The sequence below is a fragment of the Sphingobium sp. HWE2-09 genome (assembly GCF_035989265.1).
Classification (GTDB): Bacteria; Pseudomonadota; Alphaproteobacteria; order Sphingomonadales; family Sphingomonadaceae; genus Sphingobium.
Genome location: NZ_JAYKZX010000003.1, coordinates 2,299,928 through 2,324,005, shown reverse-complemented (window position 1 = coordinate 2,324,005; position 24,078 = coordinate 2,299,928). Strand labels below are relative to the sequence as shown.

The window sequence follows — 24,078 nt, the reverse complement described above, 5'->3', positions numbered from 1 at the left end:
GCGGGACCGCGCAGCCAATCTGCATGTCATTCGGAGTGCCTTCATGTCGCTGTCCTACCGCCTGAAATCCCTGCGCGAAATGACCGGGCACCCCCTTAATCAGGGGAAGCCGTTGCAGACGCTGGGCCGCTATCTCAAATGGAATATCGGGCGGCGGCTGATCGACGTCGAATATGTTATGCCGATGGCGCAGGGCACGGAAATCATACTGTCCAATGCGGAAAATTACGCGACCCTCTCCTACACCGGGCAGATGTGGGATTTTCCCGAAATGATGTTCCTGGTCCATTTTCTACGGGCCGATGACCTGTTCGTGGATATTGGCGCGAATGTCGGCGCCTATTCCGTACTGGCGGGCGCCGTGGGGATGTCGCGGGTGATCGCGGTCGAACCGGTGCCCCAGACTTATGCCAAACTGCAGCGCAATCTGCGGCTCAACGGGGTCGGCGAACGGGCGGAACTGCTCAATATCGGCCTGGCGGACCAGGCGGGCACACTGCATTTCACCACTGATCGCGGCGGCCTCAACCATGTGGTCGACAGCGGCGGCATCGCGGTGCCCGTGCGCACGCTGGACGATGTGCTGGCAGGGCGCAGCGCGAACATGATAAAGCTGGATGTCGAAGGGTTCGAGGTCGAGGTGCTGCGCGGCGGCGCTGCATGCCTGGCGACACCGGATCTGCGGGCGATCGTGGTGGAACTGAACGGATCGGGCGAACGCTATGGTCATCCCGATGCCGAAGTGGACGCCATCTTGGTCGAGGCTGGCTTTGCCCCGCATCTCTATGATCCGGTGACGCGCAGCCTCACGCGCGCCAAAGGGTTTAATACCGAGGGGCTTAACACCCTCTATTGCCGCCCGGACGACCCGAGCGTCGCCAGCCGCGTGAAGGCAGCACCCAAGGTGCGCGTGCGGGATCGTGAAATCTGAACCATGCGCGCCCGGCCCTGAATGGCGGGCGTTACGGCCTGACAGCCAGAATGCCCCAATACCCATCCCGCCTTTCGCCACCATCCCGATCCACCCCCTAGCCCCGCCACCCCCCAGCCGCTAAGGCTGCCCGCATGCGGCCCGACATTCCCACGCTTCTCCACGACATATTCGGTTTCACGGCCTTTCGAGGGGTGCAGGAACAGGTGGTGGGCCGCGTCATGGCGGGCCAGCCGACGCTCGCCATCATGCCGACCGGCGCGGGCAAGTCGCTCTGCTATCAGCTGCCGTCCGCCGCGCTCGACGGCTGCTGCGTCGTCGTCTCGCCGCTGATCGCGCTGATGCACGACCAGTTGCGCGCCGCCAATGCCGTGGGCCTGCGCGCCGCCAGCCTGACCAGCGTCGACGCCGACTGGCGCGAAACGCAGGACAGGCTTCGCAATGGCGATCTCGACCTGCTTTACGTCGCCCCCGAACGCGCCAGCCAGGAACCGTTCCGCAACCTGCTGCGCGCCGCGAAGGTCGCGCTCTTCGCCATCGACGAAGCCCATTGCGTGTCCGAATGGGGCCATGATTTCCGCCCCGATTATCGCCTGATGCGCCCGCTACTGGACGAATTTCCCGACGTGCCCCGGCTGGCGCTCACCGCCACCGCCGACGCCCACACGCGCGAAGACATCCTCGTTCAGCTTGGCATCCCGCGCGACGGCCTCATCATTTCCGGCTTCGACCGGCCCAATATCCGCTACGCCGTCCACCCGCGCGACGGCCTCACGCGCCAGCTTAGCGACCTCGTCGCCGCCAATCCCGGCCCCGGCATCGTCTATGCCCAGACCCGCGCCGCGACCGAGAAACTCGCCGAAACATTGGGGAAGGGCGGCCGCGCCGTCCGCGCCTATCATGCGGGCCTCGACCCTGCGGTGCGCGCGCGCAATCAAGCCGCCTTCATCGCCAGCGAGGATATGGTGATGGTCGCCACCGTCGCCTTCGGCATGGGCATCGACAAGCCCGACGTGCGCTTCGTCGCCCATGCGGGCCTGCCCAAATCGATCGAGGGCTATTATCAGGAATCGGGCCGCGCGGGCCGCGACGGCGAACCGGCGGTCGCGCATCTCTTCTGGGGGGCGGAGGATTTCGCCCGCGCCCGCATGCGCATCATGGAACTGGAACAGAGCCGCCAGCAGGGCGAACGCACCCGCATTGCGGCGCTGGGCGCACTGGTCGAAACCGCCACCTGTCGCCGCGCCATCCTGCTGCGCCACTTCGGCGAAAACCCGCCCGCCACTTGCGGCAATTGCGACAATTGCCTCTCACCCCCGGCCAGCGTCGACGCCACCCAAGTCGCCCGCAAATATCTCTCCGCCGTCTATCGCACCGGCCAGAGTTTCGGCGCGGGCCATATCGAAGCGGTGCTGACCGGCGCCGCCAACGACAAGGTCCGCGAGCGTGGCCATGACAAAATCTCCGTCCACGGCATCGTCGCGGGCGAGGATGTCGCGCTGCTGCGCCCGGTGTCGCGCGCGCTGCTGGTCCGCGACGCGCTGGAAACGACCGAACATGGCGGCCTGATGCTCGGCCCCAATGCCCGCCCGATCCTGCGCGGGGAAGAGGAAGTGCGCATCCTCATGCCCCCCAAGCGCGAACGGCGCGGCCGCAACGCGCGCAACGGCGCGGACGCCAATCCGGTCGGCGATCCGCTGTTCGACGCCCTGCGCGCCTGCCGCCGCGAACTGGCACAGGAAGCAGGCGTCCCGCCCTATGTCATCTTCCACGATTCGACCCTGCGCGAAATGGCCGAACAGCGCCCGTCCACCATCCGCGACATGAGCCACATCAGCGGCATAGGCCAGAAGAAACTCGACGCCTGGGGCGATGCCTTCCTGGCCGCGATCCGGCCGTTTCTATGAACCAATTGTCTTGAAACCTCTCGTGGCACAGCGCATGGCTGCGGCAAAAGGAGACGCATTGCATGTTTCGCAAATTGACCGACCGCATTCTCGTATCCCCGCAGATCAGCGTCGATGAAGTCGAGCAGGCCAAGGCGCAGGGCGTAACCGTCATCCTCAACAACCGCCCCGACGACGAAGAGCCGGGCCAGGTCAACGGCGCGGAAATCGAAGCGGCGGCCAAGGCCGCGGGCATCGCCTATATCGCCGTCCCCGTCGCCCATGGCGGCTTTGCCCCCTGGCAGCTCGACGGCATGGCGCAGGCGCTGGATCAGGCCGCCAAAGCTGGTAGCGACGGCAAACTGCTCGCCTATTGCCGCTCGGGCACCCGCAGCACCCTCCTCTGGGCACTAACCCGCGCCCGCGCCGGCGACAATGCCGACGTGCTGGCGGCCCAGGCGGCCGCGGCTGGCTACGACATCAGCCCGGTCCGCCAGATCATGGACGCGCTGGCGGGGCAGCAAAGGGCGGGCGATAATTAAGCCCCTCCCTTCCAGGGAGGGGTTGGGGTGGGTGCGAGCGAAGCGAGCGGCTAGGCGGGCGGTGGTAGAGCGCCACTACGCGGCGTACCCACCCCCGGCCCCTCCCTTAAAAGGGAGGGGAGAGGAATATACACTTCCGTTCGTTCCCGGCGCTATCTGCAGCCGAACCAACCTCAATTCTTCCGCTGCGGCACCGTGAACGTGCCCGACACGCGCCCGCTGGGACTGGTCGCGGCGCCCGGCACGCCGCCACCCGACGATCGGCCATCCACGGTCGATCGGCCACTGTTCAGATCCATCACCAGCCGCCCGCCGTTCAGCTTGTTCGCCCCCTGCGTCAGCGACACGTTCCCCAGCATCGTGATCAGCTTGGAATTCAGATCGTAGATAGCGACATTGCCGCGCGCGGTCTGGTCCGCCTTCGTCACCACGACATTGCCCGACGCGTCGATGCGGTCGATGTCCACGCCATTCGTCCCGCCGCTCGGCTGCTTGCTATAGGCCACGGTCATGCGCGCGGCGTTCAGCGTCATGCCCGCCTGCGTCACCACGACATTGCCCGACACGACGACACGGTCGGCGCGGTCCTGCACCTCGATCCGGTCGGCATTGAAATTGACCGGCGCATTGCTGTCGTGATTCTTGAACACCTGCGCGAAGGACGGCGCGCTGATGCCCGCGAACATCAATGCCGCAGCGCCCACAAGGCCGGTCGAAAGCAGGATCAGGGTGCGTGTCATCAGTTTCGCCCTTTGAGGCCATTTTGCTCGATGCGCAAGTTCGCGCGGCCATTCAATGTCACCGTGCGCGCGCCCATGTCCGCTTCCAGATGGTCGCCGCTGAACGTGCCGATCGGAATGCGCCCGTCGACCCGCCCCGCGCTCTTCATCCGCCGGGTCTTGAGGTCGATGCCGACGTCGCGCGTGGTCAGCCGATATCCGCCCGCCGCCTCGAACTGCACCGGTCCTTCGATCCCGACCCGCTCGGTATCCATGTCATACCGCCCCTTTTGCGCCGTCAGCACGGCGGGGCCATCCGTCAGCAGGATGCGCGCGGACATGCTGTTCAAATCCACGATCGGCTCGCGCGAGCTTTTCTGCACCGCAGAGCCAGCGCGCAAGGAGAAGGGCTGGCCCTTGCTGTCCTCGCCGCGATACAGCGCCTCGGTCAGGCGCATCCGGTCCTTCGCCACCTCGACCTTGTTCTTGTCGAGCACGAAGCTGACCTTGTCGCCGCCGGTAAAGGGCGCGGTCGCCAGCAATGCCGCCAGCACGCCGACCGCGACCGGCAGCCAGTTTTTGAGCAACGACACCAGCCGGTCATGGTTGCCACCCGGCCGCGCCCAATGACGGCGCACATCGCGTTGCTGATCGGCCTGGACGGACATGGTGGAACCTGTAACCCCTTCACATATGCGCGAAAATATCGATCTCCGGCCACCCGGCCAAGTCGAGCTGCGCGCGATGCGGCAGGAAATCGAAACAGGCCTGGGCCAGTTCCATCCGCCCTTCGCGGATCAGGCGCTTGTCCAGCTCGGCTTTGAGCGCATGAAGGTAGCGCACGTCCGACGCGGCATAATCCTTCTGCGCGTCCGACAGGACCGGGCCGCCCCAGTCGCTCGACTGCTGCTGCTTGCTGATGTCCTGGCCCAGCAGTTCGCGCACCAGTTCCTTCAACCCATGCCGGTCGGTATAGGTGCGGATCAGGCGCGACGCGATCTTGGTGCAATAGACGGGCGCGGCCACCACGCCCAGATAATGTTTGATCGCCGCCAGGTCGAACCGCCCGAAATGATAGAGTTTCAGCCGCTCGGGATCGGCCAGCACGGCCTTCAGGTTCGGCGCGGCATAATCGCTGTCCGGGTTGAAGCGGACGAGATGCTCGTCGCCCTTGCCATCGCTGATCTGGACCACGCACAGGCGGTCGCGCGGGGTGATCAGCCCCATGGTTTCGGTGTCGATGGCGATTGCGCCGGGGGCAAGCACGCCTGCGGGCAGATCTTCTTCATGGAAATGGACGGTCATGTTCCCCCTCTATGGCGAAACCGGGCCGACCGCAATCAACGCTTTTGCGAGGTGGGGCTGCACGACGAAACGCGGTATTTGCGCGGCGAACGGCGGTCAGTTCCAGCAATTTCGCCCAATTGGAACGGAACAGGACCGTAGGAGTGAAAATCATTCGCGCGCCGCTGAAAAGTTGATATAGTGATTCCCAAATCCGCGTCTGCGGTGGATTCTGCATGTCATTCGCCCGACATGTGTTTGTCCGATTTGGTCTTGGGGCGAAGCGAAAGTGACTAACAGGGCATGAGTTTTGATAGAGGTCGCCGCGGCGGGCGCGGCAAGGATAAGCGCGACGGTTTCGGCGACGACAATTTCTACGATTCTGGCAACCGTGGCGGCTTCGGCGGCGGTGGTGGCGGCTTTGGCGGTGATCGCGGCGGCTTCGGCGGCGGCGGTGGCGGCTTCGGCGGCGATCGTGGAGGTTTCGGAGGCGGTGATCGCGGCGGTGGCGGCGGCTTCGGCGGCGGTCGCAGCGGCGGCTTCGGTGGCGGCGGCGGTGGTTTCGGCGGCGGTGGCGGCGGTGGTCGCGGCATGCCTGCCCAGGTCGTCGGCGAAGGCAAGGGCGTCGTAAAATTCTTCAACGGGCAAAAGGGCTTCGGCTTCATCGTTCGTGACGATGGCGGCGAAGACGTGTTCGTGCACATCAGCGCCGTGGAACAGGCCGGCCTCACCGGTCTGGCCGAAGGTCAGCCGCTCGGCTTCACCCTGGTCGATCGTGGCGGCAAGGTGTCGGCGACCGATCTGGTCATCGACGGCGAACCGCTCCCCGTGACCGATCGCGGCCCGCCGCGTGAAGCCCGCGAACCGCGCGCCGGTGGCTTTGGCGCCCCCGCAGGCGGCGACCGTGGCGGCCCGCAGCGTCAGCTGACCGGTGAACGCTCCAGCGGCACGGTGAAGTTCTTCAACGCGATGAAGGGCTTCGGCTTCATTCAGCGCGACGATGGCCAGCCCGACGCCTTCGTCCACATCAGCGCCGTCGAACGCGCCGGCATGGCCGCCCTCAACGAAGGCGACCGCCTCGACTTTGAACTGGAAGTCGACCGTCGCGGCAAATACGCCGCGGTGAACCTCCAGTCGAAGGCCGAATAAGGCCGGACGGATCATCCCTGTTACAAGGGAGAGGATAGGGAAGGGGCTGCTCGAAAGAGCGGCCCTTTTTCTTATGGTGCGGCGGAAACGCGGTGAAATTATAGGCGGCGCATAACGATAGTGGCCCGAAAGGCGGTCATCGCGATGTACCGGAAAACCCTACAATTTGGGTTGTCGCGCATTCGTCCAATATGACGATGTTTTTCGTGTGGGGTTTTTGGGGGCGGACGGAACGGTAGTTAGGGCCAGGAAACGTGGGCGCAATCATGTGGTTTCCGTCAGAGGAAGCGGTCGGTCGGTCATCGACCATTTTTGGTCATTTACGACGGGCTTGACCTTACCCGATTGCGGACATTTTATCCGCTGCTAGAGTTTCCCGATGATCGGCAAAACACCTCTGCATCACATATGGCTTACGTTTGCGTTGCTCAGCACAATATGCGTTGTAGTCCTCTATCTTGATCTGTCAGCTACCGCCTACACAATTTCCTACGGCGCTCTTACCTGTGTTGGCCTAGGTGCGGCGATTTATCTTACGCTACAAGTCAGACGGTCAGTGTGCATCCACAGCGACTTATTCATCGCGACGCTTGCGCCATCTTTTTTGCTGTTCATTGACCTATCCAGCAATTGGCGGGTCTTCTGCCTATTGGTGATTACGCTGGTCGCCACGCTGGAATGGAGACGGCAGCGTGTAGCTCGCGACATCGCATAACGACCAGAATTTGCCACTTGTCCCGTGCGCCGTAATTCTTGATTGCCGACGTTCCGTGCATAGTCCAAATTCAGAGAATGGCCGATCTTTCTAAATCCGAGCGCATGGAGTTACGGCGAGCATCTGGAAACCGAGTCGTTCAGGAGCCATACGTGCCGCCTCGGCATCGTGGCCCAGAATGCCTCTGGCCACATGCTTGCTTCGAATGCCGGAAGTCGTGGAAGCTGGCTGAGGAAGCAAGCGCCATATGCCCCGAATGTAAAGCTGATCTCCATTGGATGGGGCGTGCATTTAAGGTGCCTCGAAAATCAGACGTTGATCAATGGGCCAAGGTTCGAGCGCTATGGAATGCGGGATTTCGCTTCATCAATCATACTCGATGGCGAGATATTGAGCCTATGCCAGAACGACTACGCGATGTTGAGGATTTCATCCGGCGCAATCCGAAGCATCCCCTCCGGGTAAGCAGGTAACGTCTGCGATCGGTGAATTTATCTAAAAACCTGACTGTCTGCTATCCACCCATCCGAGTCATCTTCTGATGCGGTGACCGACAATCAGGGGCTCACCGTCATCCTTGCTTCCATGACGACATAAACCATCTCATCGCCACTCTCGTCATGCCGGGCCTGACCCGGCATCCCGCTTCTTCTCCACACCCCCAAGCGCCACCGCAGCGCCCGTTGCGCTTCTCGGCCTTGCGGCTTTCCTACCCCGCCTTTTTCTGATCCACTCTGTCCGATGGTCGATGCTGCCTTTCCCTTAGCGCCCGCGCGCGTGCTTCGCACCGGTGACGCTTCGCAGACGCGTTGCAGGTGCGTCGCAAGCGCTTCGGGGACGCAAAAGGGGCTTTATGGTGTGAACTTCGCCAACCGCCGCCGGTGCGGTTCGATGTCGTCCTTCAACGCCTCACCACAGCACCCCGTCCACCGGCTCCAGCGGCGGCGGCGCGGGCAGGCCGATCGCCTGGTTCATATCCGCCTCGATCGTCGTGGTGATGCTGGTCAGCGGCAGGTCGTGCACATCATTGCCGAACGGATCGACCAGGTCGTCGCCGATCTGCAACACCGCCAGGAACATGAAGCCCGCCGCCGCCGAACCGATCGGCGTCGCCATTTCCAGCGTCTCGACCAGCCCGATCGGCAGCATGATGCAGAACAGCCGCGTGAAATATTTGGGAAAGGCGCGATATTGCGCGGGCAGCGGCGTATTCTTGATCCGCTCCATCCCGCCCTGCGCATTGGACATGTCGACCAGCAGCCCTTCGATCCGGCTTTGCTGGATGGTGTCGATCCAGCCGCGCCGCACCGCGCCCATCACCCGGCGATCGGTGTCGTCCAGCACGCCATTGGCCGGGTTGCGCCGGTCCAGTTCGGGCAGCGCGTCGGCGTCCAGCACCCGCCGCATGTCGGGCGCGGGGTCTTCCCGCCGCAACTGGCATCGCACCGCATGGACATAGGCGACATGCCGCTTCACCAGCATCATCGCGTCCGCGCGCGCTTCGGGCGTGTCGGGCCAATAGGCCAGCACCGTGCGCGCGAAGCTGCGCGACACATTGACCATCGCGCCCCACAGGATGCGGCCTTCCCACCAGCGCGAATAGGCGCTGTTGACCCGGAAACCCAGCACCAGTGCCAGTGCGGTGCCGAATATGGTCAGCGGCAGGGCAGGCGCCTTGAACGGCGAGATATAGTAGAAAATGGTAACCGCCAAATCCCAGAAGAACAGCGCGATCAATGCGCTCCATGCCTTCTGGAAACTCTGGCGGATGCGGGGGGACCGTCCGACGATCATGGCCTAATGTCTTTCAAAAACCCCTGTTCTTTCAAAACCCCCGTGGTTCAGAAGCCTTCGTCGTCCAGCTTCAGCCAGGCATGGCGTAGCGCCAGGCTGCCCATGATGCCCACGGCTTTGAGCATCGCGGCATGGATGGTCGGCGTCGTGTCGGTCAGGGCAAAGGCCAGGCAGATCAGCCCCAGCAGCATCGCGGCATAGATGGGCAGCGCCTCGATATCGTTCCACGCGATCGGCGGTTCGGATCGGGGCAGGCGCAGGCTCAGCATCGACATGGGGCGGCAACTCCGTGGTGAAAGACAGGAAAGCCGGTAAAATGATGCGCTGCAAAAGCCCCCGTCAACGTCCTGCGTCCGACGCAAGCCATGGTTGCGTGTCATGAAATCGCGCAAGAAAAGGTTACAAATCTGGCCCTATCCAGAGACGGAGCAATGAAAGCATATAGTAGCGCAACATCTGCTCTATTGCGTTGCAGCATCCAGTCCCTAGCTTGGTTCGATGCCCGATCGCTTTGCCGAAATCGAATCCTTCGTAAAGATCGCCGAATCGGGCACGCTGTCCGAAGCGGCGCGACGGCTCGGCCTGTCGCTCGCCGCGACCAGTCGCCGCCTGTCCCAACTGGAAGCGCGACTGGGCGTCATGCTGATCCGCCGCAACAGCCGCCACCTGTCGCTGACGGAGGAAGGGTCGCTGCTCTACGACCGGGCCGGGCGGGCGCTCAGCGCCATCGACGATGTCGAAACCGACGTCATGCGCCGTGCGACCGAAGCGACCGGCCTGCTGCGCGTCGTCACCACGATCAACGCCGCGCGGATGCGGCTTGCCCCGCTGTTCCGCCATTATGCGACGCTGCATCCCGATGTCGCGATCCATCTCGAAACCGCCGAGCAGGCGACCAACATCGTCGAAACCGGCCATGACATCGCCATCTGTTTCGACCCGCCGCCCGATTCCACGCTGACGATGAAGCGGCTGACCGACAATCCCCGGCTCTTCTGCGCCGCGCCCGATTATCTCGCCCGCCGCGGGCGGCCCGTCCGCGTTACGGACCTGTCGGCGCATGACAATATCGTCGTGGGCGAGGCGCAGCAGGATATCTGGCGTTCCGTCGTCGGCGCGGCCAATGCGCCGCGCGTGACGCTCAGCACCAATGACGGCGAAATGGCGCGCGCCTGGGCGCTCGATGGCGCGGGCATCGTCATCAAATCGCTATGGGAAGTGGCGGACGATCTGGACGCGGGCCGGTTGCAGCAGGTGCTGCCCGACATCGCTATCCCCGCCTCCTCCATCGTCGCGCTCTATGTGCCGGGGCAGGGGGAAATGGCCAAGGTCCGCTCCTGCCTCGACTTCCTGTCCCGGCATTTAAAGAAGGGCTGGCCCGTCACGCCGACCACCGCCATCACACCCGCCTGAACGGGAAGGGTGCAACCGTGCGCTCATAACTGTGCAGGTCCAGCGCGCGGGTAACCGGGGGCAGCGCCCGGTCCGGGCAGCCCCGGCGGTCGCACAAATGGCAGGTCGGCCCGACCCCGGTCGCTTCGTCCTTGTCCACATCGATCCCGTCGGCATGGACGATCCGCGCGGCATGTTTCGCCTCGCACCCCAGCGCAATCACCGCCCGCCCGCGCGCCGCGCCCAGGGGCAGGCCAATCGCCAACGTCACGAACCGCTTGCCATCCAGCGTCTCGATGAGCTGCGGCGCGACCCGGTCCCCGTCCGGCACGCCATGCGCGTCCCAGCGCGGACAGGTGCCGCCGTAACGCGCAAAGGGCCACGCCTCCCCATCGAACCGCTTGGACACGATCCCGGCGCGATCGACCTTCGCCATGAAGAAGGGGATGCCGCGCGCGCCCGTGCGGTTGAGGCTGGTCAGCCGATGCGCCAATTGCTCGATCGACACGCCGAACCGATCGCGCAACAGCGGCAGGTCGTGGCGGCTCTGCTCCGCCGCCTGCCGGAACCGGTCATAGGGCATGATCAGCGCGGCGGCGGCATAGTTTGTCAGCGCGATCGTGGCGATGCGGCGGCTATCCTCGTCCCGCGGCCCGGCGCGGGCGATTTGCGTCGCGATCGCATCGGCCAGTTCCTGCGCGCACAGATGATAGGCGACGGCGAACAGGCGGCCTGACGGCGGCAGTCGCTCGCTCAGCAGCAATCGTCGCCGATGCATGTCATAATGGCGCAGCGTGCCGTCCAGCACATCGCCGCGTACAACCTGGCACGCCATGCCATGCCGGTCCTTCAACCGTGCGCGCAACGCCGCCTGCAACAGCGCCGGATCTTCGGGCAGCTCCGCCGCCAGCGCCTCCGCGCCAGCATCGATCTCCGCGAAATAATTCCCCGCCCGCGCGATCGTTTCGCGCAGCCAGTCGATCGGCGCGACCAGCGGCGCCGCCCCGCCATCGCCACGGACCATCGCCTCGCCCGGCATTTGCCGCAGGTCGCTCAGCGCCCGGTAGAAGCGCGTGATCGCCTCGCTGACGCCGGGATAATTTTCCGCGACCTCCAGCACCTCGTCCCGGGCGATCCCGATGTCGCGAACCAGCGCATCGGACAATATCTCGCTCAGTTGCCCGGGGCCGCCCTCCTGCGCCTGCGCGGTGAAATCGCGGATATCGATGTCATAGGTATTGGCCAGCCGCAGCAGCATCTGCGCGGTCAATGGCCGCTGGTTGCGCTCCAGATGGTTGAGGTAGCTGGGCGACACGCCCAGTTCCTCCGCCATCTGCGTCTGGTTCAACCCCAGTTCGCGCCGCAGGACGCGCAGCTTGGGACCAAGATAAAGTTTGCGATCGGTCAGTTCCACCATTTGGTCATAATGTCATAGAATGACATTATGACCAAATGCGATTATGACTCACGGCCACTCATCGGCCTTCTGCAACGCGATTCAACTGTCTAACTCGGTGTTCATCAGCCCGGACGGGCCTAGCCGCAAAGGACGCCAACATGACCACCGACACGATGGACTATCCCCAGCCCGCGCGGTCGCGCGCCGTCTTCTCACCGGAAGATTTCGGCCTGATCCGCACCGCCATCGCCCATTATCTGCGCGAGGTGCAGGAGCAGCCGGAATCCGTCAAATATGCCAATCTCTACCATCGTCTTGGCCGCGTGGCGTAATCGCCCGCTCGAACTGAACGAGAAAAGGGCGCGGGATCACCCGCGCCCTTTTGCTTGTCCTGCTACATGTTCCCGCGCAGGCGGGAACCCAGTCCCGACGTATGATCTGGGTCCGCCTTCGCAGGAACACGATGTCTTTCAGAACAACTTCGTCAGCCAATAAAACACCGCCCCGATCGCCGCGGCAGCCGGCAATGTCACGACCCAGGCGATGATGATGCTCGACGCCACATTCCACCGCACCGCCGACAGTCGCCGCGACGCGCCTACGCCGACGATCGCGCCAGTGATGGTGTGGGTGGTCGACACCGGAATGCCCAAATGGGTGAACAGGAACAAGGTTATCGCGCCCCCTGATTCGGCGCAAAATCCCTGTGCCGGGGTCAGGCGGGTGATCTTCGATCCCATGGTATGGACGATCTTCCATCCGCCCAGCAACGTGCCCAGCCCCATCGCGGCCTGACAACTAATGACCACCCATAGCGGCACATGAAAACCGCCGGTTAGCATACCCTGCGAATAGAGCAGCACGGCAATGATACCCATCGTCTTTTGCGCGTCGTTGCCGCCATGGCCCAGGGAATAGAGCGCTGCGGAGAGTAATTGGAGTTTGCGGAAGACCCGATCGGCCCCCTGCGGCGTGAACCGGCGGAACACCCAACTGATCGCCAACACCAGCAGCAGCGCCAGCAACAGGCCGATCGTAGGCGAAAGCACGATGGCGGCACTGGTCGTAAACACCCCGTTCCACACGATCGCGGCCAGTCCCGCCTTGGCCGTACCTGCGCCCAGCAGGCCCCCCACCAGCGCATGACTGGACGAAGACGGAATCCCCAGCCCCCAGGTGATGAGGTTCCAGGCGATCGCTCCCATCAGCGCGCCGAAGATCACCTGCGGATCGATGATCGCCGCATCGACGATGCCCTTGCCCACCGTTTCTGCGACATGCAGCCCGAAGAACAGGAAGGCGATGAAGTTGAAGAAAGCGGCCCAGGCGACCGCATATTGCGGTTTGAGCACCCGGGTCGACACGATGGTCGCGATCGAATTAGCGGCGTCGTGCAGGCCGTTCAGGAAATCGAACAGCAAGGCGACGCCGATCAGGGCGATCAGAAGGGGGAGAGCGATGGAGTCCATGGCGCGTTAGGCTTTGTCCTGCACGGATCGAAACATCCTAAAATCCGCTCGTTTCGAGCGAAGTCGAGAAACGATATGTCCGCGCTATCCGCTTCTCGACACGCTCGAAGCGAACGGGTGGGTAAATGGTCGGCCGATCAGGCGTGGTCGATGACCAGCCCGGAAATCTCGTTGGCGACATCCTCGAACCGGTCGGTCACCTTTTCCAGATGGCTGTAGATTTCGTTGCCCACGATGAAGTCCATCGGATTGCCGACCCGCGCCTGCTCATACAGCGCTTTCAGGCCCGCCTCGTGCAAGATGTCCGCATGGCCCTCCAGCTTCACCAGCCGCTCGGTCAATTCGTCCAGTCGCGTGGCGTTGAGGTTGAGCGAACGCAGCAGCGGCATCGCTTCGGCGGTGATGCGCGCGCATTCCACGATCAGCGCGCTCATATCCTGCATCTGCGGCGCGAATGTCTTGACCTCATATAGCGTGATCGCCTTGGCGGTCTGGTTCATCTGGTCGATCGCATCGTCCATCACGCCGATCAGGCCCGTGATGGCGCTGCGGTCGAACGGGGTGACGAAGATGCGGCGGACGTCCTGCAACACGTCGCGGATGATGTCGTCCGCTTCATGTTCGCGATCCGAAATCTCCTTGATATGCGCCGCCATGTCGGGGCCACCTTTCAGCAGCTTGGCGAGCGCATCGGCGCCGACGACCAGGGTAGCGGCGTGATCTTCGAACTGTTCGAAGAAGCGTCCCTGCTTGGGCATCAACGCGTGAAACCAGCGGAGCATTCCAGTCCTTTCATTCTGCCTGTCTCGGATCGCCAGCAACAGCCGGAAGAACCAGCCCGGATTGGCGGGCGGTTCGCGAAAGGCCGCGATGATCGATTGCAGGTCGGGTTCGTCCACCGCTTTTGCGGCTTCGGCCACGGGGAACCAGCGCAATTCCCGCTGGCCCTGTTCGGGCCATTGCGTCAGGTGGCCGGTGACCGCAAGTGGAAACACCTCGACGATCGCTTCGCGCGACCCGCCTTTGCGCTTACGCTTGTCATAGCTGTAGCGGCCCAGCGGCGCGGGGCAGGCGATGCCGTGAATGCCCGCTTCCTCATAGGCTTCCAGTTCGGCGGCGCGATGTCCGGCCAGTCCCTTGATGCGATTGCCCTTGGGGATCACCCAGCGCCGCGTTTCGCGCGACGTGATCAGCAGGATCTGCATCGATCCGTCAGGACGGGTGGTATAGGGCAGGGCGGCGATCTGACGCATCAGCCGACCCTCCCCGGGGCCATGCCCCTTTCATCCCTGTCGCCCGCCACGCATCTCATGCGCGCCTTGTAACGATATTGTCATATTCTGCAATCGGCCCCTTATGCCATGCCAGGGGGCCGATTGCGTGCGGGTCAGATCGACAAACGCGCCGTCAGGCGGATGTCGCGGCCGGGTAGCGGCGCATAGTCCTTGAGGAAGCTCGCGGCGCGGCGCGCTTCGACGTCGAAGATATTGTTGGCCGACAGGGTCAGCGTGGTGCGGTCATTCCCCTTCAAAGGCTTCCACGACAGCGACGCATTGACCAGGGTGAAGCCGTCCGTATCCGTTTCGCGCACGGCCGTGCGGTTCTGGGCGAAGCTATGCTCCACTTCGCCACGCAGGCTCAACCGATCGCCGCGCGCCTCCAGTCCGCCCAACAGGCGCAACGGCGGGATGCGGGGCGCGGGCCCATTGCCCTTGATGGTCGCGCGGACATAATCGGCCACGCCGTCGAAACTGATCGCATAGCCGCCGACCTGCGCCAGCTTGACCGTCGTTTCCGCCTCGAAACCCATGTAACGGGCATCGGCCTGCTGATATTGATAGCAGGGGAAGTCCAGCGGCTCGCCGCCATTCACCGCCATGCAGGCGCTGTCGTCCACCAGCGCGTCGTAAATATAGCCGCTGAACCAATTGTGATAGGCCGACAGCGCGATCGTATAGCCTTCGCCCTGGCCGCGCAGCGTCCCTTCGATGCCCCAGCTTTTCTCCTTGCCGAAATCGGGATTGCCCAATTCGAACGCCTGCGTGCCCGCATGATTGCCGCGCGCGAACAGTTCCTCCGCCGACGGCGCGCGCTCGGTGCGCGACAGGTTCAGCCCCAGCCGCCAGCCGGGCGCCAGTTCGTGGCTGGCACCGATCGATCCGGACACGGTGTTGAAATTCCGGTCATAGGCCGGGTTGAACAAAGTCTCGTCCGCATCGGCGCTGACATCGGTATGTTCGAACCGCCCGCCCAGTTCGACCCGCGTGGTACCCAGGTCGATCGATTGCAGCGTGAAGAAACCGATCTGATCGGTCTGGTTGCGCGGCAGGAATTTCTCCTCCCCCACGACGTAGAATTTGCGGGTGAAATATTGCGCGCCGATCGCGCCGTCCCATCCGCCGCGCTTGGCCTGCACCAGTTCAAGCCGCGATTCCATCGACTGGTTGTAGAAACTAGTGCCGACCTCGCCCGTATCTTCGATTTCCTGATGCTGGTAATCGGCGAACCCGGCGCGAAAGCGGATCGATTCCAGCAGGCTGCCATTGACCGGCAGTTCGGCGCGCATGTCGACGCGGTCCTGCTTCATATGCAGCCGCACCTGCTCTGCTTCGCCGCCCGCTTCCGTCGCGTAGCGCACCGGCACGCCATAGAGATTGTCGGTATGCGCGACCGAAAAGCCCAGATTGCCGCCATCGGTGATCAGCGCCGCGCCGCCTGCAACCTCCCAAGTCCGCGCCGCGCTGTTGGGCAGCTTGCCGCGCAATGTGGACAGCCCTTCGATCTCCGGATCGCCGCTCGCCGCCGCCTGCGCGCGTAATGCCGGGGTCAGGATATAACTGCCCGTGTCCAGATCGCCGGTCTTGGTATAGCTCCCGTCGACATGGACGACGAACTTGTCGCTCAGCGGCACTTCGATCTCGCCCGATCCGGTGCGCTCGTTGGCCGCGCTGCCATAGGTGCCGATCGCGTCGATATGCACCGGTTCGTCCGGCACGCGGCGCGGGATGCGGCTGTCGATGACGTTGACGACGCCGCCGATCGCTGACGATCCGTAGAGCAGCGCCGCCGGACCGCGCAGCACTTCGATCCGGTCGGCGGTCAGCGGGTTGATCGCGACGGCATGGTCGACCGACGTGTTCGACACGTCGAAACTGCCGATCCCATCGGTAAGGATGCGCACCCGCTCCCCCTGGAAGCCGCGTAGCACCGGACGCGACGCATTGGGACCAAAGGAGGTCGCCGACACGCCCGGCTGCCGCGCCAGCGTCTCGCCGATGGTGGACCGCAATTCGCGCGTCAACTTCTCGCCGGTAATGACCGTCGTGCCCGACAGGATGTCGCCCTGCGTGCGCGGAATGATCGCCGTGACGACGATATTGGCCTGCGCATCATGATAAGCCTGATCACCCGCATCGGGGGTCGGCGTCGATTGGGCAAAGGCGGGCAGGGCAGCGCACAGCACGGACAGTGCGCAACCTGCGCGCAGCAGCGGAAAGCGGGACATGAGGATCAACCCTTTTATTCTGGTCTGATGTGACCCTGTATCTAGGATGATACATCATATCAATATCGGTTCGCCGCATTTTTGCTGCGGCGCGACATTTAACGGGGCGCGGCCGTCATTCGGCTCGTCAAAGAAACAGAAATTCCGCCAGCGCCTCAACCGCCGGGGTTTGCGCCGCGCGCGGGCCGACAGCCTGGCGAATCTCGATCGCGGGCAGGGGCAGGTCCAGCGCCAGTCGCTGGATACCGCTCGTGCGGCCCATATCGCGGGCCAGCGTGCCAAACGCCGCGAAACAGCCCGCACCTTGGCGCAGCGCGGCGATGATCTCGAACATCGTGTCGCTTTCCAGCAGTGGCATGACGTTGTTCACGCGTCCCTTGGCCAGTGCCGCATCGATGATGTCGCGCACGCCGCCTTGCGTCTCCAGCGACAACATCGGCGTCAGCGCCAGGTCGTCGCGACCTACGCTGTCCGCCCGCGCCAGCGCATGATCGCGCCCGGCATACAGGCTCAGCGGTTCCGACCAGCCATAGCGAGAGGCAAAACCCGTCGGTTCCTCCAGCGCATAGAAATAGGCGATGTCCGCCCGCCCGTTCGCCAACGCGACCGCTGCGTCCTGCGCGGTATGGACATGCAGGTCCAGCGTGATCGCGATATCCTCGTTCGCCGCTTCGAACGCCGCCAACGCGTCCTGGAAATGGCCGAAGACGGGCGCGGGGGCCGCGAGGGTGATGACCTGACGGGCCGGATCGGCTCGCTCGATCGGTATCGATGCCGGGAATGGCGTAAAAACAGGGGCGGACGGGCTGTCCGAAGACGCCTCTTCCACATCCGCCGTCGCCGTTCGGTCTTCGCTCAGCAGCGTCATCGCCTGCGCCGTCTTGCGCCCAGCAGGCGTCAGCCGCGCCGCGCCGTCCAGATCCTCGAACAGCCGATAGCCCAGCCGCATCTCCAGCGACGCCAGATCGCGCAGCACCTGCTCGACGCCCACGCCCAGCACCTGCGCGCATTGTACGACCCCGCCCGCGGCCACCATCTGCGCGAATATGTCCAACTGGCGCAGGGAAGGGCTGTCCATCGGACGGTGATAGAGGAAATATCGCAGGGGGTTAAGGGCGATCTTCGCGCTTTGCCACAAAGGACTGTTGACGAGCGCCACCGGATAATGGCAGTGCGGCGGCCTGCCGGGCGGGTATAGCTCAATGGTAGAGCACTAGCCTTCCAAGCTTGTGATGCGGGTTCGATCCCCGCTACCCGCTCCAGCGTTTCCCCTCGAAAATCAGCCGTCTTTTCTACCGTTCGCCAATTTTTGGCGCATGGCGCGCTTGATCTTGCCGACGATCTTATTCGTTGCCGCGCAGAAATATGTCGGGATTCGCAGGATAAGATATCGCCTAGACGTCGTGGACTGCCGTTACGACGTGGCCCTGCATGATATCGTCCGGGCGCTGCTTGTTCGTGCAGGCGGCAGCCATCAAATCAATCCGACTTTCTTTTCGCGCCAATGGTCTTTGTACAAATAGCCGCGATGAGAGGACATTTTGGAATAGAGCGTGCTTCGGCCCAACAAGACCGATCCATGCCAATGTCCGTCCAAGGATTTCTTGCTATCCTCTTCGAACACGATGATGTCTCCGGCCCGAACGGACGTAAATTCCGATGGGGCCAGTTCCGCTCGCGCCACGGGCCGCCCTTTGATGATGGTCGCTGCCTTCGCTTCCAATACGCGGCCGCCCTTCAATTCGTATAGCTGCACATATCCGGACCAGGGCAGAGTCATGTTCCCGAATGCCGTGGAGTTTTCAAAGTCAGCGTCGACGAAGTCGAGTTCCAGCGCTTCGGCCACGCCTGGCCTGATGGGCAGCTTTATCCCTGCCTGCGGTTCATAGGCTGATAACCAATAGGATGCATCGAGCTTGATACCCAGCTTTTCGGCGATTTCTCGAACTAGATATCTATACATGAACGCTGTCGGATGATCCGGTGTCAAAAACAACCGGCGCTTCCTGTAGTTATTTCTCACAAAGTAGGAGATGACAACATCGACATCATGGCGCTTCTCGAAATTGCGCAGGATCTCATCGGACTGATCGAGATTGTCCAGGATGAACCGCTTTTCCGGAGGCTTGGCCTTCGGCCCATATAAGTCGGGATACTGCCAGGACACGCCGCCCAGGAAGTCGCCTTTCTTCACTGCCGGGAAATAGCCGTTCCACTGCATCCACGGATAGGCGATATGTTTGATGCCATGGTCGTCACAGAATTTCTTAAGTAGTTCCGTCTTGTAATCTTCGTGCTGGATCGGTGAAAAAACGATTGCATCGAAGTTTTTCATTTTTGCCCAAGGGAATGGCTCATTCGCTCTGATCAAATCGAAATTGATCAAACAATCGAAGCTATGTCCGTTCGGTGCGAACGCATTAAATGTGTTCTTCAGGACATAGGCATGGCATCCGCCATAGAATAGGACGTTCAATTTACCCTCGATTTATGCTTGTTGCTGCGATGCTGCCCTCATTGGTGATACATGCATCTGCCGATAGCAAGAAAAATCACATTTTTCGGTTGTGCCGATTGCGCTAAAGTATCGATGTCGCCCCCGTAATAAGAAACGCCAGCTACCCGCTCCAGACTATCCTTTCCCCGACATCGGCGGTCCCGAACTGCCGCGCTCCACCAGCGTGAACAGAAATTCCGGCGCATCGCCCAGGCCGTTGGCGAGCGCGTCGATGACGGATCGGCCCATATCCTCCAACGGTTGGCGCACCGTGGTCAGCGGCGGCCAGGATGTCAGGCTGGCGGACGTGTCGTCGAACCCGGTCACCGACAGATCCTCCGGCACGCGCAGGCCGATGCGATGCGCGAGCGTCAACATGCCCAGCGCCATCTCGTCATTGGTGGCGAATACCGCGCTGGGCGGTTGCGGCAGCGCCAGCAATGTCTCGCCGGCTTCGATGCCGGACGCGAAATCGAACCGCCCGGGAACGAACAACTGCTCGTCAGGGGCGATGCCCGCCGCGCTCAGCCCGTCGCGAAACCCTTCGACCCGGCGCAGGGCGGCACGATGGGTCGGGGGCGGGGTGATGACGCCGATGCGCCTGTGGCCAAGTGCGATCAGATGATCGGCGACCATTCGCCCGGCGGCCCGCTCGGGCGTATGGATGGTAAAGCTCGCCGCCACGGCCGACCCGGCGATCCGCGCGCAGGGCAGGCCCATCTCCGCCAGCCGCGCCAGCAGCCCTTCATCGTCCGACAGCGGCGGCACCAGCAGCACGCCGTCCGGCCGCAATGCGCCGACCAGTCGGTCGAGCACCTCATAGCGTTCCTCGCCACCGGGCGAGATCGGTTCGACCACCAGATGATAGCCCAGTTCGCGGCATCGCCATGCCGCGCCGATCTGGATGCGGCTGACATAGCCCGGCGCAGGGTTGTTATAGAGAAAGGCGATCATGAAGGATTTGCCCCCGGCCAGCCGCCGCGCCGACTGGTTGGGCCGATAGCCCAGCTGCTGGATCGCGGCATCGACCCGCGCCTGCAATTCGGGGCTGACATTTGTCGCCTTGTTGACGACGCGCGACACCGTCTTGATCGAAACCCGGGCGAGTGCGGCGACGTCGTGGATGCTGGTCATGAGTTTTTGCTTAGCGGGAAGGGCCAGCAGAGACCATGGCGACACGCGATGGCGGTTGGCAAGATGCCGTCGGCAAGATTATAACCGCCCGCAACTGGACGTCGGAAAAGGCATGGCATGACCAACATCGTCAATCTGCGACAGGCGCGTAAAGCCAAGGCGCGCGTCGAGAAGGCGCAGACCGCCCAGGAGAACCGGGCGCGCTTCGGCCGGACCAAGGCGCAGCGGGTGGCGGATGTCGCTGAAGAACAACGTCGCGCCGCTTTGCTGGACGGCGCAAGACGGGATGAAGATCAAACCGGTTAGACATTCATCTCTCTATAGTAATGACCAATATGGCTGCACTCTATTCTGTAAATATGGCATTCATTTTAAGATGAATGCCCGTTCATGTGGATCATGCCAACGCTATATTGTCACAATTCATCGTGATTCCGACGCGGGGTCTGCGTTGAATCGCGTGGTCGGCCGTTGACCTCCTGCTATGACTGGAAATATTCGCTCAAACCGCCCCGCCAGGGCCGCGATCGCCGCTGTTCTGGCCTTTACCGCAACCCCGTTGCTTGCCCAGACGGCTGAACCGTCTGTCGCGCCGACCGTGATGGTGCCCGAAGTGACGACGCCTGCCGCGCCGACCGCACTGGCGCCAGCCACGACGCCGGCACCCCAGTTCACGCCCAGCCAGCCGGTGGTGCAAGCCACGCCGCCCGTGGAAGAGCGTATCGCCGCGGCGACTGCGGCAGCCGAGGCGGAGCAGGCCGCGATCCCGGCCGCGAAGCCGCGCCCAGCGCCGCTTCGCTCTGAACGTCCAGCGGCGACGACCCGCACGGCGACCATGACGTCCGCCGCTGCGCCTGCCGCGCCGGTCGAAACGACAGCCCCGGCGCAACCGGCCGCTGAGTCGGCCCCGGTGCCAACCGTCGCGCCGGTAGCGACGGCCGCACAGGCTACCGAAGCGACAACGCGCACCGATCAGGCGCTGCTATGGGCCATGGGCGGCGGTGCGCTGCTGCTGCTCGGTCTGGGCGGTGCGGCCTTGATGCGTCGTCGTCGTGACGATGAGCCTGTCGAACCGACGGCAACCCCGGCAATGGCGTTCGATACCGCGCCTGCTCCCGCGATGGTGGCGCCAATCGCAGTCGCGCCGCGCCCGGCACTGGCATCGACCAGCCATGGGGACGCAACGCTGGAAGCCATGGTGGCCGCCGCACCGAGCGCGGACAACCCGTTCCTCACCCGGACGAAGCGTCTGCGCCGCGCCCAGCATCTGCTTGCCCAGCGCGAGGCAATGGTCGCCACGCCAGCACCCCAGACGACGCATGCGGAATCCGCGCCTGTGGTGCCGGTTGATCGCAGCCAGACCGTCTATCGCTTCGGCAGTCAGGATAGGCGTTCAGGCTTCCTGAAACCGCGCACCCGCTAAACGCCAGCGGAACATGATCGAAGGGACGGAAGGCCAGCCGGCTTTCCGTCCCTTTTCCTGTGCGGCTCTGGTTGCGCTTTGGCGGCTTGGCTGTTACCGGCGCGCCGGTCATTCCCGCGCCATTTTGCAGAAGGCTCGCCCGCACATGTCCGACAAGATCAACCGTATCGTCCTTGCCTTTTCCGGTGGTCTCGACACCAGCGTGATCCTGAAATGGTTGCAGCAGACCTATCAGTGCGAAGTGGTGACCTTCACCGCGGACCTCGGGCAGGGCGAGGAACTGGAACCCGCCCGCGCCAAGGCGCGCCTGATGGGCGTCAAGGAAGAGCATATCTTCATCGACGACCTGCGCGAAGAATTTGTGAAGGACTATGTCTTCCCGATGATGCGCTCCAATGCGCTCTATGAAGGCCTCTACCTGCTCGGCACCTCGATCGCCCGGCCGCTGATCGCCAAGCGCCAGATCGAAATCGCCCGGCAACTGGGCGCCGACGCCGTCAGCCATGGTGCGACCGGCAAGGGCAACGACCAGGTCCGCTTCGAACTGGGCTATTACGGCCTAGCCCCCGATATCAAGGTGATTGCGCCCTGGCGCGAATGGGATCTGACCAGCCGCACCAAGCTTATCGAGTTCGCCGAAAAGAACCAGATTCCCATCGCCAAGGACAAGCGGGGCGAAAGCCCCTTCTCCACCGACGCGAACATGCTGCACACCTCGTCCGAGGGCAAGGTGCTGGAAGATCCGTGGGATGAAGTCCCCGACTATGTCTATTCGCGCACGGTAAACCCGGAAGACGCGCCCGACGCGCCCGAATATATCACCATCGATTTCGAACGGGGCGACGGCGTCGCGATCAATGGCGTGGGCATGTCGCCCGCGACCCTGCTCGAAACGCTCAACGACTATGGCCGCAAGCATGGCATCGGCCGCCTCGACCTCGTGGAAAACCGCTTCGTGGGCATGAAGTCGCGCGGCATGTATGAAACGCCGGGCGGCACCATCTATCATCTCGCCCATCGCGGCATCGAGCAATTGACGCTCGACCGTGGCGCTGCGCATCTGAAGGATGAACTCGCGCCCAAATATGCCGAACTCATCTATAACGGCTTCTGGTTCTCGCCGGAGCGTGAAATGCTCCAGGCGGCGATCGATCATAGCCAGGAAAAGGTGACCGGCACCGTTCGCCTCAAACTCTACAAGGGCAACGTCAATGTCGTCGGCCGCAAATCGCCTTACTCGCTTTACAGCGAAAAGGTCGTGACCTTCGAAGATGATGCGGGCGCCTATGACCAGCGCGACGCCGCCGGCTTCATCAAATTGAACGCGCTGCGCTTGCGGCTGCTTGGCCGTCGCGACCGCTGATCCTGGACTAGGTTAGCCACAGTTTAACCTTTGCACGGCATAGCCTCCATTATGGAGCTATGCCGTGCACGGACTTGAACTGGAAGCCGCCTCGGTCTGGCGGGCCATCGATCGATCGACGGCGATCGTCACCTTCGATCGCGATTGCCGGGTGACTGGCGCGAACGACAATTTCCTGGCCCTGTTCGGCTATCGCTTCGATGATGTGCGCGGCCAGCATCATCGCCTGTTTTGCGATCCCGCTTATGCTCAGTCGCCCGATTATGCGGCGTTCTGGAGAAATCTTCTGTCGGGCCGTTTCGACACCGGCGAATATTGCCGACTCGATGCCCGTGGTCGCCAGGTCTGGATCAGGGGCAGCTACAACCCGATCATCGGTCCGGACGGCGTGCAGACCGGCGTCATCAAATTCGCCAACGACATCAGCACCGAAAACCGCGCCGTCGCCGCGCGCGAGGAGGCGGAACAGCGCCTGCGCCAGCAGGAAAGCGATCGTCGCGCTGTGGTGGAGCATGTGCTGGGCGAAGTCGGCGGCATCGTCGACGCGATCGACGGTATCGCGCGCCAGACCAATTTGCTGGCCCTCAACGCCACGATAGAAGCGGCGCGCGCTGGCGAGGCGGGCAGGGGCTTTTCCGTCGTCGCGGCGGAAGTCAAGAAACTCGCCGTGGACACCCAGGCCGCCACCAGCCGCGCCCGCGCCATCATCGCGGGTTGATCCCTTATGCCTGGCCGTTTCCCGACGAAGGTCGGGGTCCAGTTCCACGCTCTGCACTGCTTCCCGACCGCCCCGACAAATCACGATCGGCCCGATTTGCCGTTACATTTTACGACAAATCATCGGCCAGCATGACATATCTGCGGGACAACTCGCTT

22 protein-coding genes and 1 tRNA gene are annotated in these 24,078 nt (G+C 63.2%); 11 read left to right on the top strand and 12 right to left on the bottom strand.

What is annotated here, in order from left to right:
* Nucleotides 1–43 precede the first annotated feature (43 nt).
* The 3 genes from U5A89_RS16735 to U5A89_RS16725 all read left to right on the top strand — a co-directional run bounded on the left by U5A89_RS16735 (nucleotide 44) and on the right by U5A89_RS16725 (nucleotide 3,359).
* Nucleotides 44–931 (top strand): FkbM family methyltransferase, encoded by an 888-nt coding sequence (locus U5A89_RS16735; protein WP_338162180.1) that lies wholly within the window; start codon nucleotides 44–46, stop codon nucleotides 929–931.
* A gap of 134 nt (nucleotides 932–1,065) precedes the next feature.
* Entirely contained in the window at nucleotides 1,066–2,838 is a 1,773-nt protein-coding gene (gene recQ / locus U5A89_RS16730) for a DNA helicase RecQ (RefSeq protein WP_338162179.1), read from the top strand.
* 62 nt (nucleotides 2,839–2,900) lie between these two features.
* Nucleotides 2,901–3,359, top strand: coding sequence for a protein tyrosine phosphatase family protein (locus U5A89_RS16725; protein WP_338162178.1), 459 nt, complete (start codon nucleotides 2,901–2,903; stop codon nucleotides 3,357–3,359).
* A 173-nt stretch (nucleotides 3,360–3,532) separates the two neighbouring features.
* Here U5A89_RS16725 and U5A89_RS16720 read toward each other — a convergent pair whose 3' ends face one another.
* From U5A89_RS16720 to U5A89_RS16710, 3 genes are read right to left on the bottom strand one after another with little or no spacing between them, the layout of a single operon-like run.
* Entirely contained in the window at nucleotides 3,533–4,099 is a 567-nt protein-coding gene (locus tag U5A89_RS16720) for an LptA/OstA family protein (RefSeq protein ID WP_338162177.1), read from the bottom strand.
* Nucleotides 4,099–4,746 (bottom strand): LPS export ABC transporter periplasmic protein LptC, encoded by a 648-nt coding sequence (locus tag U5A89_RS16715; protein ID WP_338162176.1) that lies wholly within the window; start codon nucleotides 4,744–4,746, stop codon nucleotides 4,099–4,101. Before U5A89_RS16715 ends, U5A89_RS16720 begins: the two co-directional genes overlap by 1 nt.
* A gap of 19 nt (nucleotides 4,747–4,765) precedes the next feature.
* The gene (locus tag U5A89_RS16710; RefSeq protein WP_338162175.1) at nucleotides 4,766–5,383 is read right to left on the bottom strand and encodes a ribonuclease D; all 618 of its coding nucleotides are present in this window, start codon (nucleotides 5,381–5,383) and stop codon (nucleotides 4,766–4,768) included.
* Between the two features lie 282 nt (nucleotides 5,384–5,665).
* On the opposite strand from U5A89_RS16710, the gene U5A89_RS16705 reads away from it, so the two are divergent.
* Nucleotides 5,666–6,511 carry a cold-shock protein gene (locus U5A89_RS16705; protein WP_338162174.1) on the top strand — a complete coding sequence of 282 codons (846 nt, stop codon included), beginning with the start codon at nucleotides 5,666–5,668 and terminating at the stop codon, nucleotides 6,509–6,511.
* A gap of 1,624 nt (nucleotides 6,512–8,135) precedes the next feature.
* Here the strand turns inward: U5A89_RS16705 and U5A89_RS16700 are convergent.
* Nucleotides 8,136–9,020: a bestrophin family protein gene (locus U5A89_RS16700; protein ID WP_338162173.1), complete on the bottom strand. Its 885-nt coding sequence runs from the start codon at nucleotides 9,018–9,020 to the stop codon at nucleotides 8,136–8,138.
* A gap of 47 nt (nucleotides 9,021–9,067) precedes the next feature.
* The gene (locus tag U5A89_RS16695; RefSeq protein ID WP_338162172.1) at nucleotides 9,068–9,295 is read right to left on the bottom strand and encodes a hypothetical protein; all 228 of its coding nucleotides are present in this window, start codon (nucleotides 9,293–9,295) and stop codon (nucleotides 9,068–9,070) included.
* 223 nt (nucleotides 9,296–9,518) lie between these two features.
* Here U5A89_RS16695 and U5A89_RS16690 point away from each other — a divergent pair, with 223 nt between their 5' ends.
* Nucleotides 9,519–10,433 carry a LysR family transcriptional regulator gene (locus U5A89_RS16690; RefSeq protein ID WP_338162171.1) on the top strand — a complete coding sequence of 305 codons (915 nt, stop codon included), beginning with the start codon at nucleotides 9,519–9,521 and terminating at the stop codon, nucleotides 10,431–10,433.
* Here the strand turns inward: U5A89_RS16690 and U5A89_RS16685 are convergent.
* Complete coding sequence (locus U5A89_RS16685; RefSeq protein ID WP_338162170.1) at nucleotides 10,420–11,829, bottom strand: helix-turn-helix domain-containing protein; 1,410 nt, start codon at nucleotides 11,827–11,829, stop codon at nucleotides 10,420–10,422. The two genes, U5A89_RS16690 and U5A89_RS16685, sit on opposite strands and share 14 nt — an antisense overlap.
* A 140-nt stretch (nucleotides 11,830–11,969) precedes the next feature.
* On the opposite strand from U5A89_RS16685, the gene U5A89_RS16680 reads away from it, so the two are divergent.
* Nucleotides 11,970–12,143 (top strand): hypothetical protein, encoded by a 174-nt coding sequence (locus tag U5A89_RS16680; protein ID WP_338162169.1) that lies wholly within the window; start codon nucleotides 11,970–11,972, stop codon nucleotides 12,141–12,143.
* 138 nt (nucleotides 12,144–12,281) lie between these two features.
* Here U5A89_RS16680 and U5A89_RS16675 read toward each other — a convergent pair whose 3' ends face one another.
* The 4 genes from U5A89_RS16675 to U5A89_RS16660 form a co-directional block, all read right to left on the bottom strand.
* Complete coding sequence (locus U5A89_RS16675) at nucleotides 12,282–13,280, bottom strand: inorganic phosphate transporter (protein ID WP_338162168.1); 999 nt, start codon at nucleotides 13,278–13,280, stop codon at nucleotides 12,282–12,284.
* Nucleotides 13,281–13,417: 137 nt separating this feature from the next.
* A complete protein-coding gene (locus U5A89_RS16670) occupies nucleotides 13,418–14,533 on the bottom strand; it encodes a DUF47 family protein (RefSeq protein WP_338162167.1) in 1,116 nt (371 codons plus the stop codon).
* A 134-nt stretch (nucleotides 14,534–14,667) separates the two neighbouring features.
* Complete coding sequence (locus U5A89_RS16665) at nucleotides 14,668–16,785, bottom strand: TonB-dependent receptor (RefSeq protein WP_338162166.1); 2,118 nt, start codon at nucleotides 16,783–16,785, stop codon at nucleotides 14,668–14,670.
* A 127-nt stretch (nucleotides 16,786–16,912) separates the two neighbouring features.
* Nucleotides 16,913–17,863 (bottom strand): LysR family transcriptional regulator, encoded by a 951-nt coding sequence (locus tag U5A89_RS16660; protein WP_338162165.1) that lies wholly within the window; start codon nucleotides 17,861–17,863, stop codon nucleotides 16,913–16,915.
* Between the two features lie 110 nt (nucleotides 17,864–17,973).
* Here U5A89_RS16660 and U5A89_RS16655 point away from each other — a divergent pair.
* Nucleotides 17,974–18,047: transfer RNA gene (locus U5A89_RS16655), tRNA-Gly, on the top strand.
* Nucleotides 18,048–18,259: 212 nt separating this feature from the next.
* Here U5A89_RS16655 and U5A89_RS16650 read toward each other — a convergent pair.
* Nucleotides 18,260–19,261 carry a WcbI family polysaccharide biosynthesis putative acetyltransferase gene (locus tag U5A89_RS16650; protein ID WP_473964825.1) on the bottom strand — a complete coding sequence of 334 codons (1,002 nt, stop codon included), beginning with the start codon at nucleotides 19,259–19,261 and terminating at the stop codon, nucleotides 18,260–18,262.
* A 156-nt stretch (nucleotides 19,262–19,417) separates the two neighbouring features.
* Nucleotides 19,418–20,416, bottom strand: a complete 999-nt coding sequence (locus U5A89_RS16645) for a LacI family DNA-binding transcriptional regulator (protein ID WP_338162163.1) — start codon at nucleotides 20,414–20,416, stop codon at nucleotides 19,418–19,420.
* A 117-nt stretch (nucleotides 20,417–20,533) separates the two neighbouring features.
* Between U5A89_RS16645 and U5A89_RS16640 the strand changes: the two genes are divergently transcribed.
* The 4 genes from U5A89_RS16640 to U5A89_RS16625 all read left to right on the top strand — a co-directional run bounded on the left by U5A89_RS16640 (nucleotide 20,534) and on the right by U5A89_RS16625 (nucleotide 23,920).
* A complete protein-coding gene (locus tag U5A89_RS16640) occupies nucleotides 20,534–20,722 on the top strand; it encodes a DUF4169 family protein (protein ID WP_338162162.1) in 189 nt (62 codons plus the stop codon).
* A 178-nt stretch (nucleotides 20,723–20,900) separates the two neighbouring features.
* Entirely contained in the window at nucleotides 20,901–21,839 is a 939-nt protein-coding gene (locus U5A89_RS16635; RefSeq protein WP_338162161.1) for a hypothetical protein, read from the top strand.
* Between the two features lie 145 nt (nucleotides 21,840–21,984).
* Entirely contained in the window at nucleotides 21,985–23,202 is a 1,218-nt protein-coding gene (locus tag U5A89_RS16630; protein WP_338162160.1) for an argininosuccinate synthase, read from the top strand.
* Between the two features lie 64 nt (nucleotides 23,203–23,266).
* Nucleotides 23,267–23,920 (top strand): methyl-accepting chemotaxis protein, encoded by a 654-nt coding sequence (locus U5A89_RS16625; RefSeq protein WP_338162159.1) that lies wholly within the window; start codon nucleotides 23,267–23,269, stop codon nucleotides 23,918–23,920.
* Nucleotides 23,921–24,078: the final 158 nt, after the last annotated feature.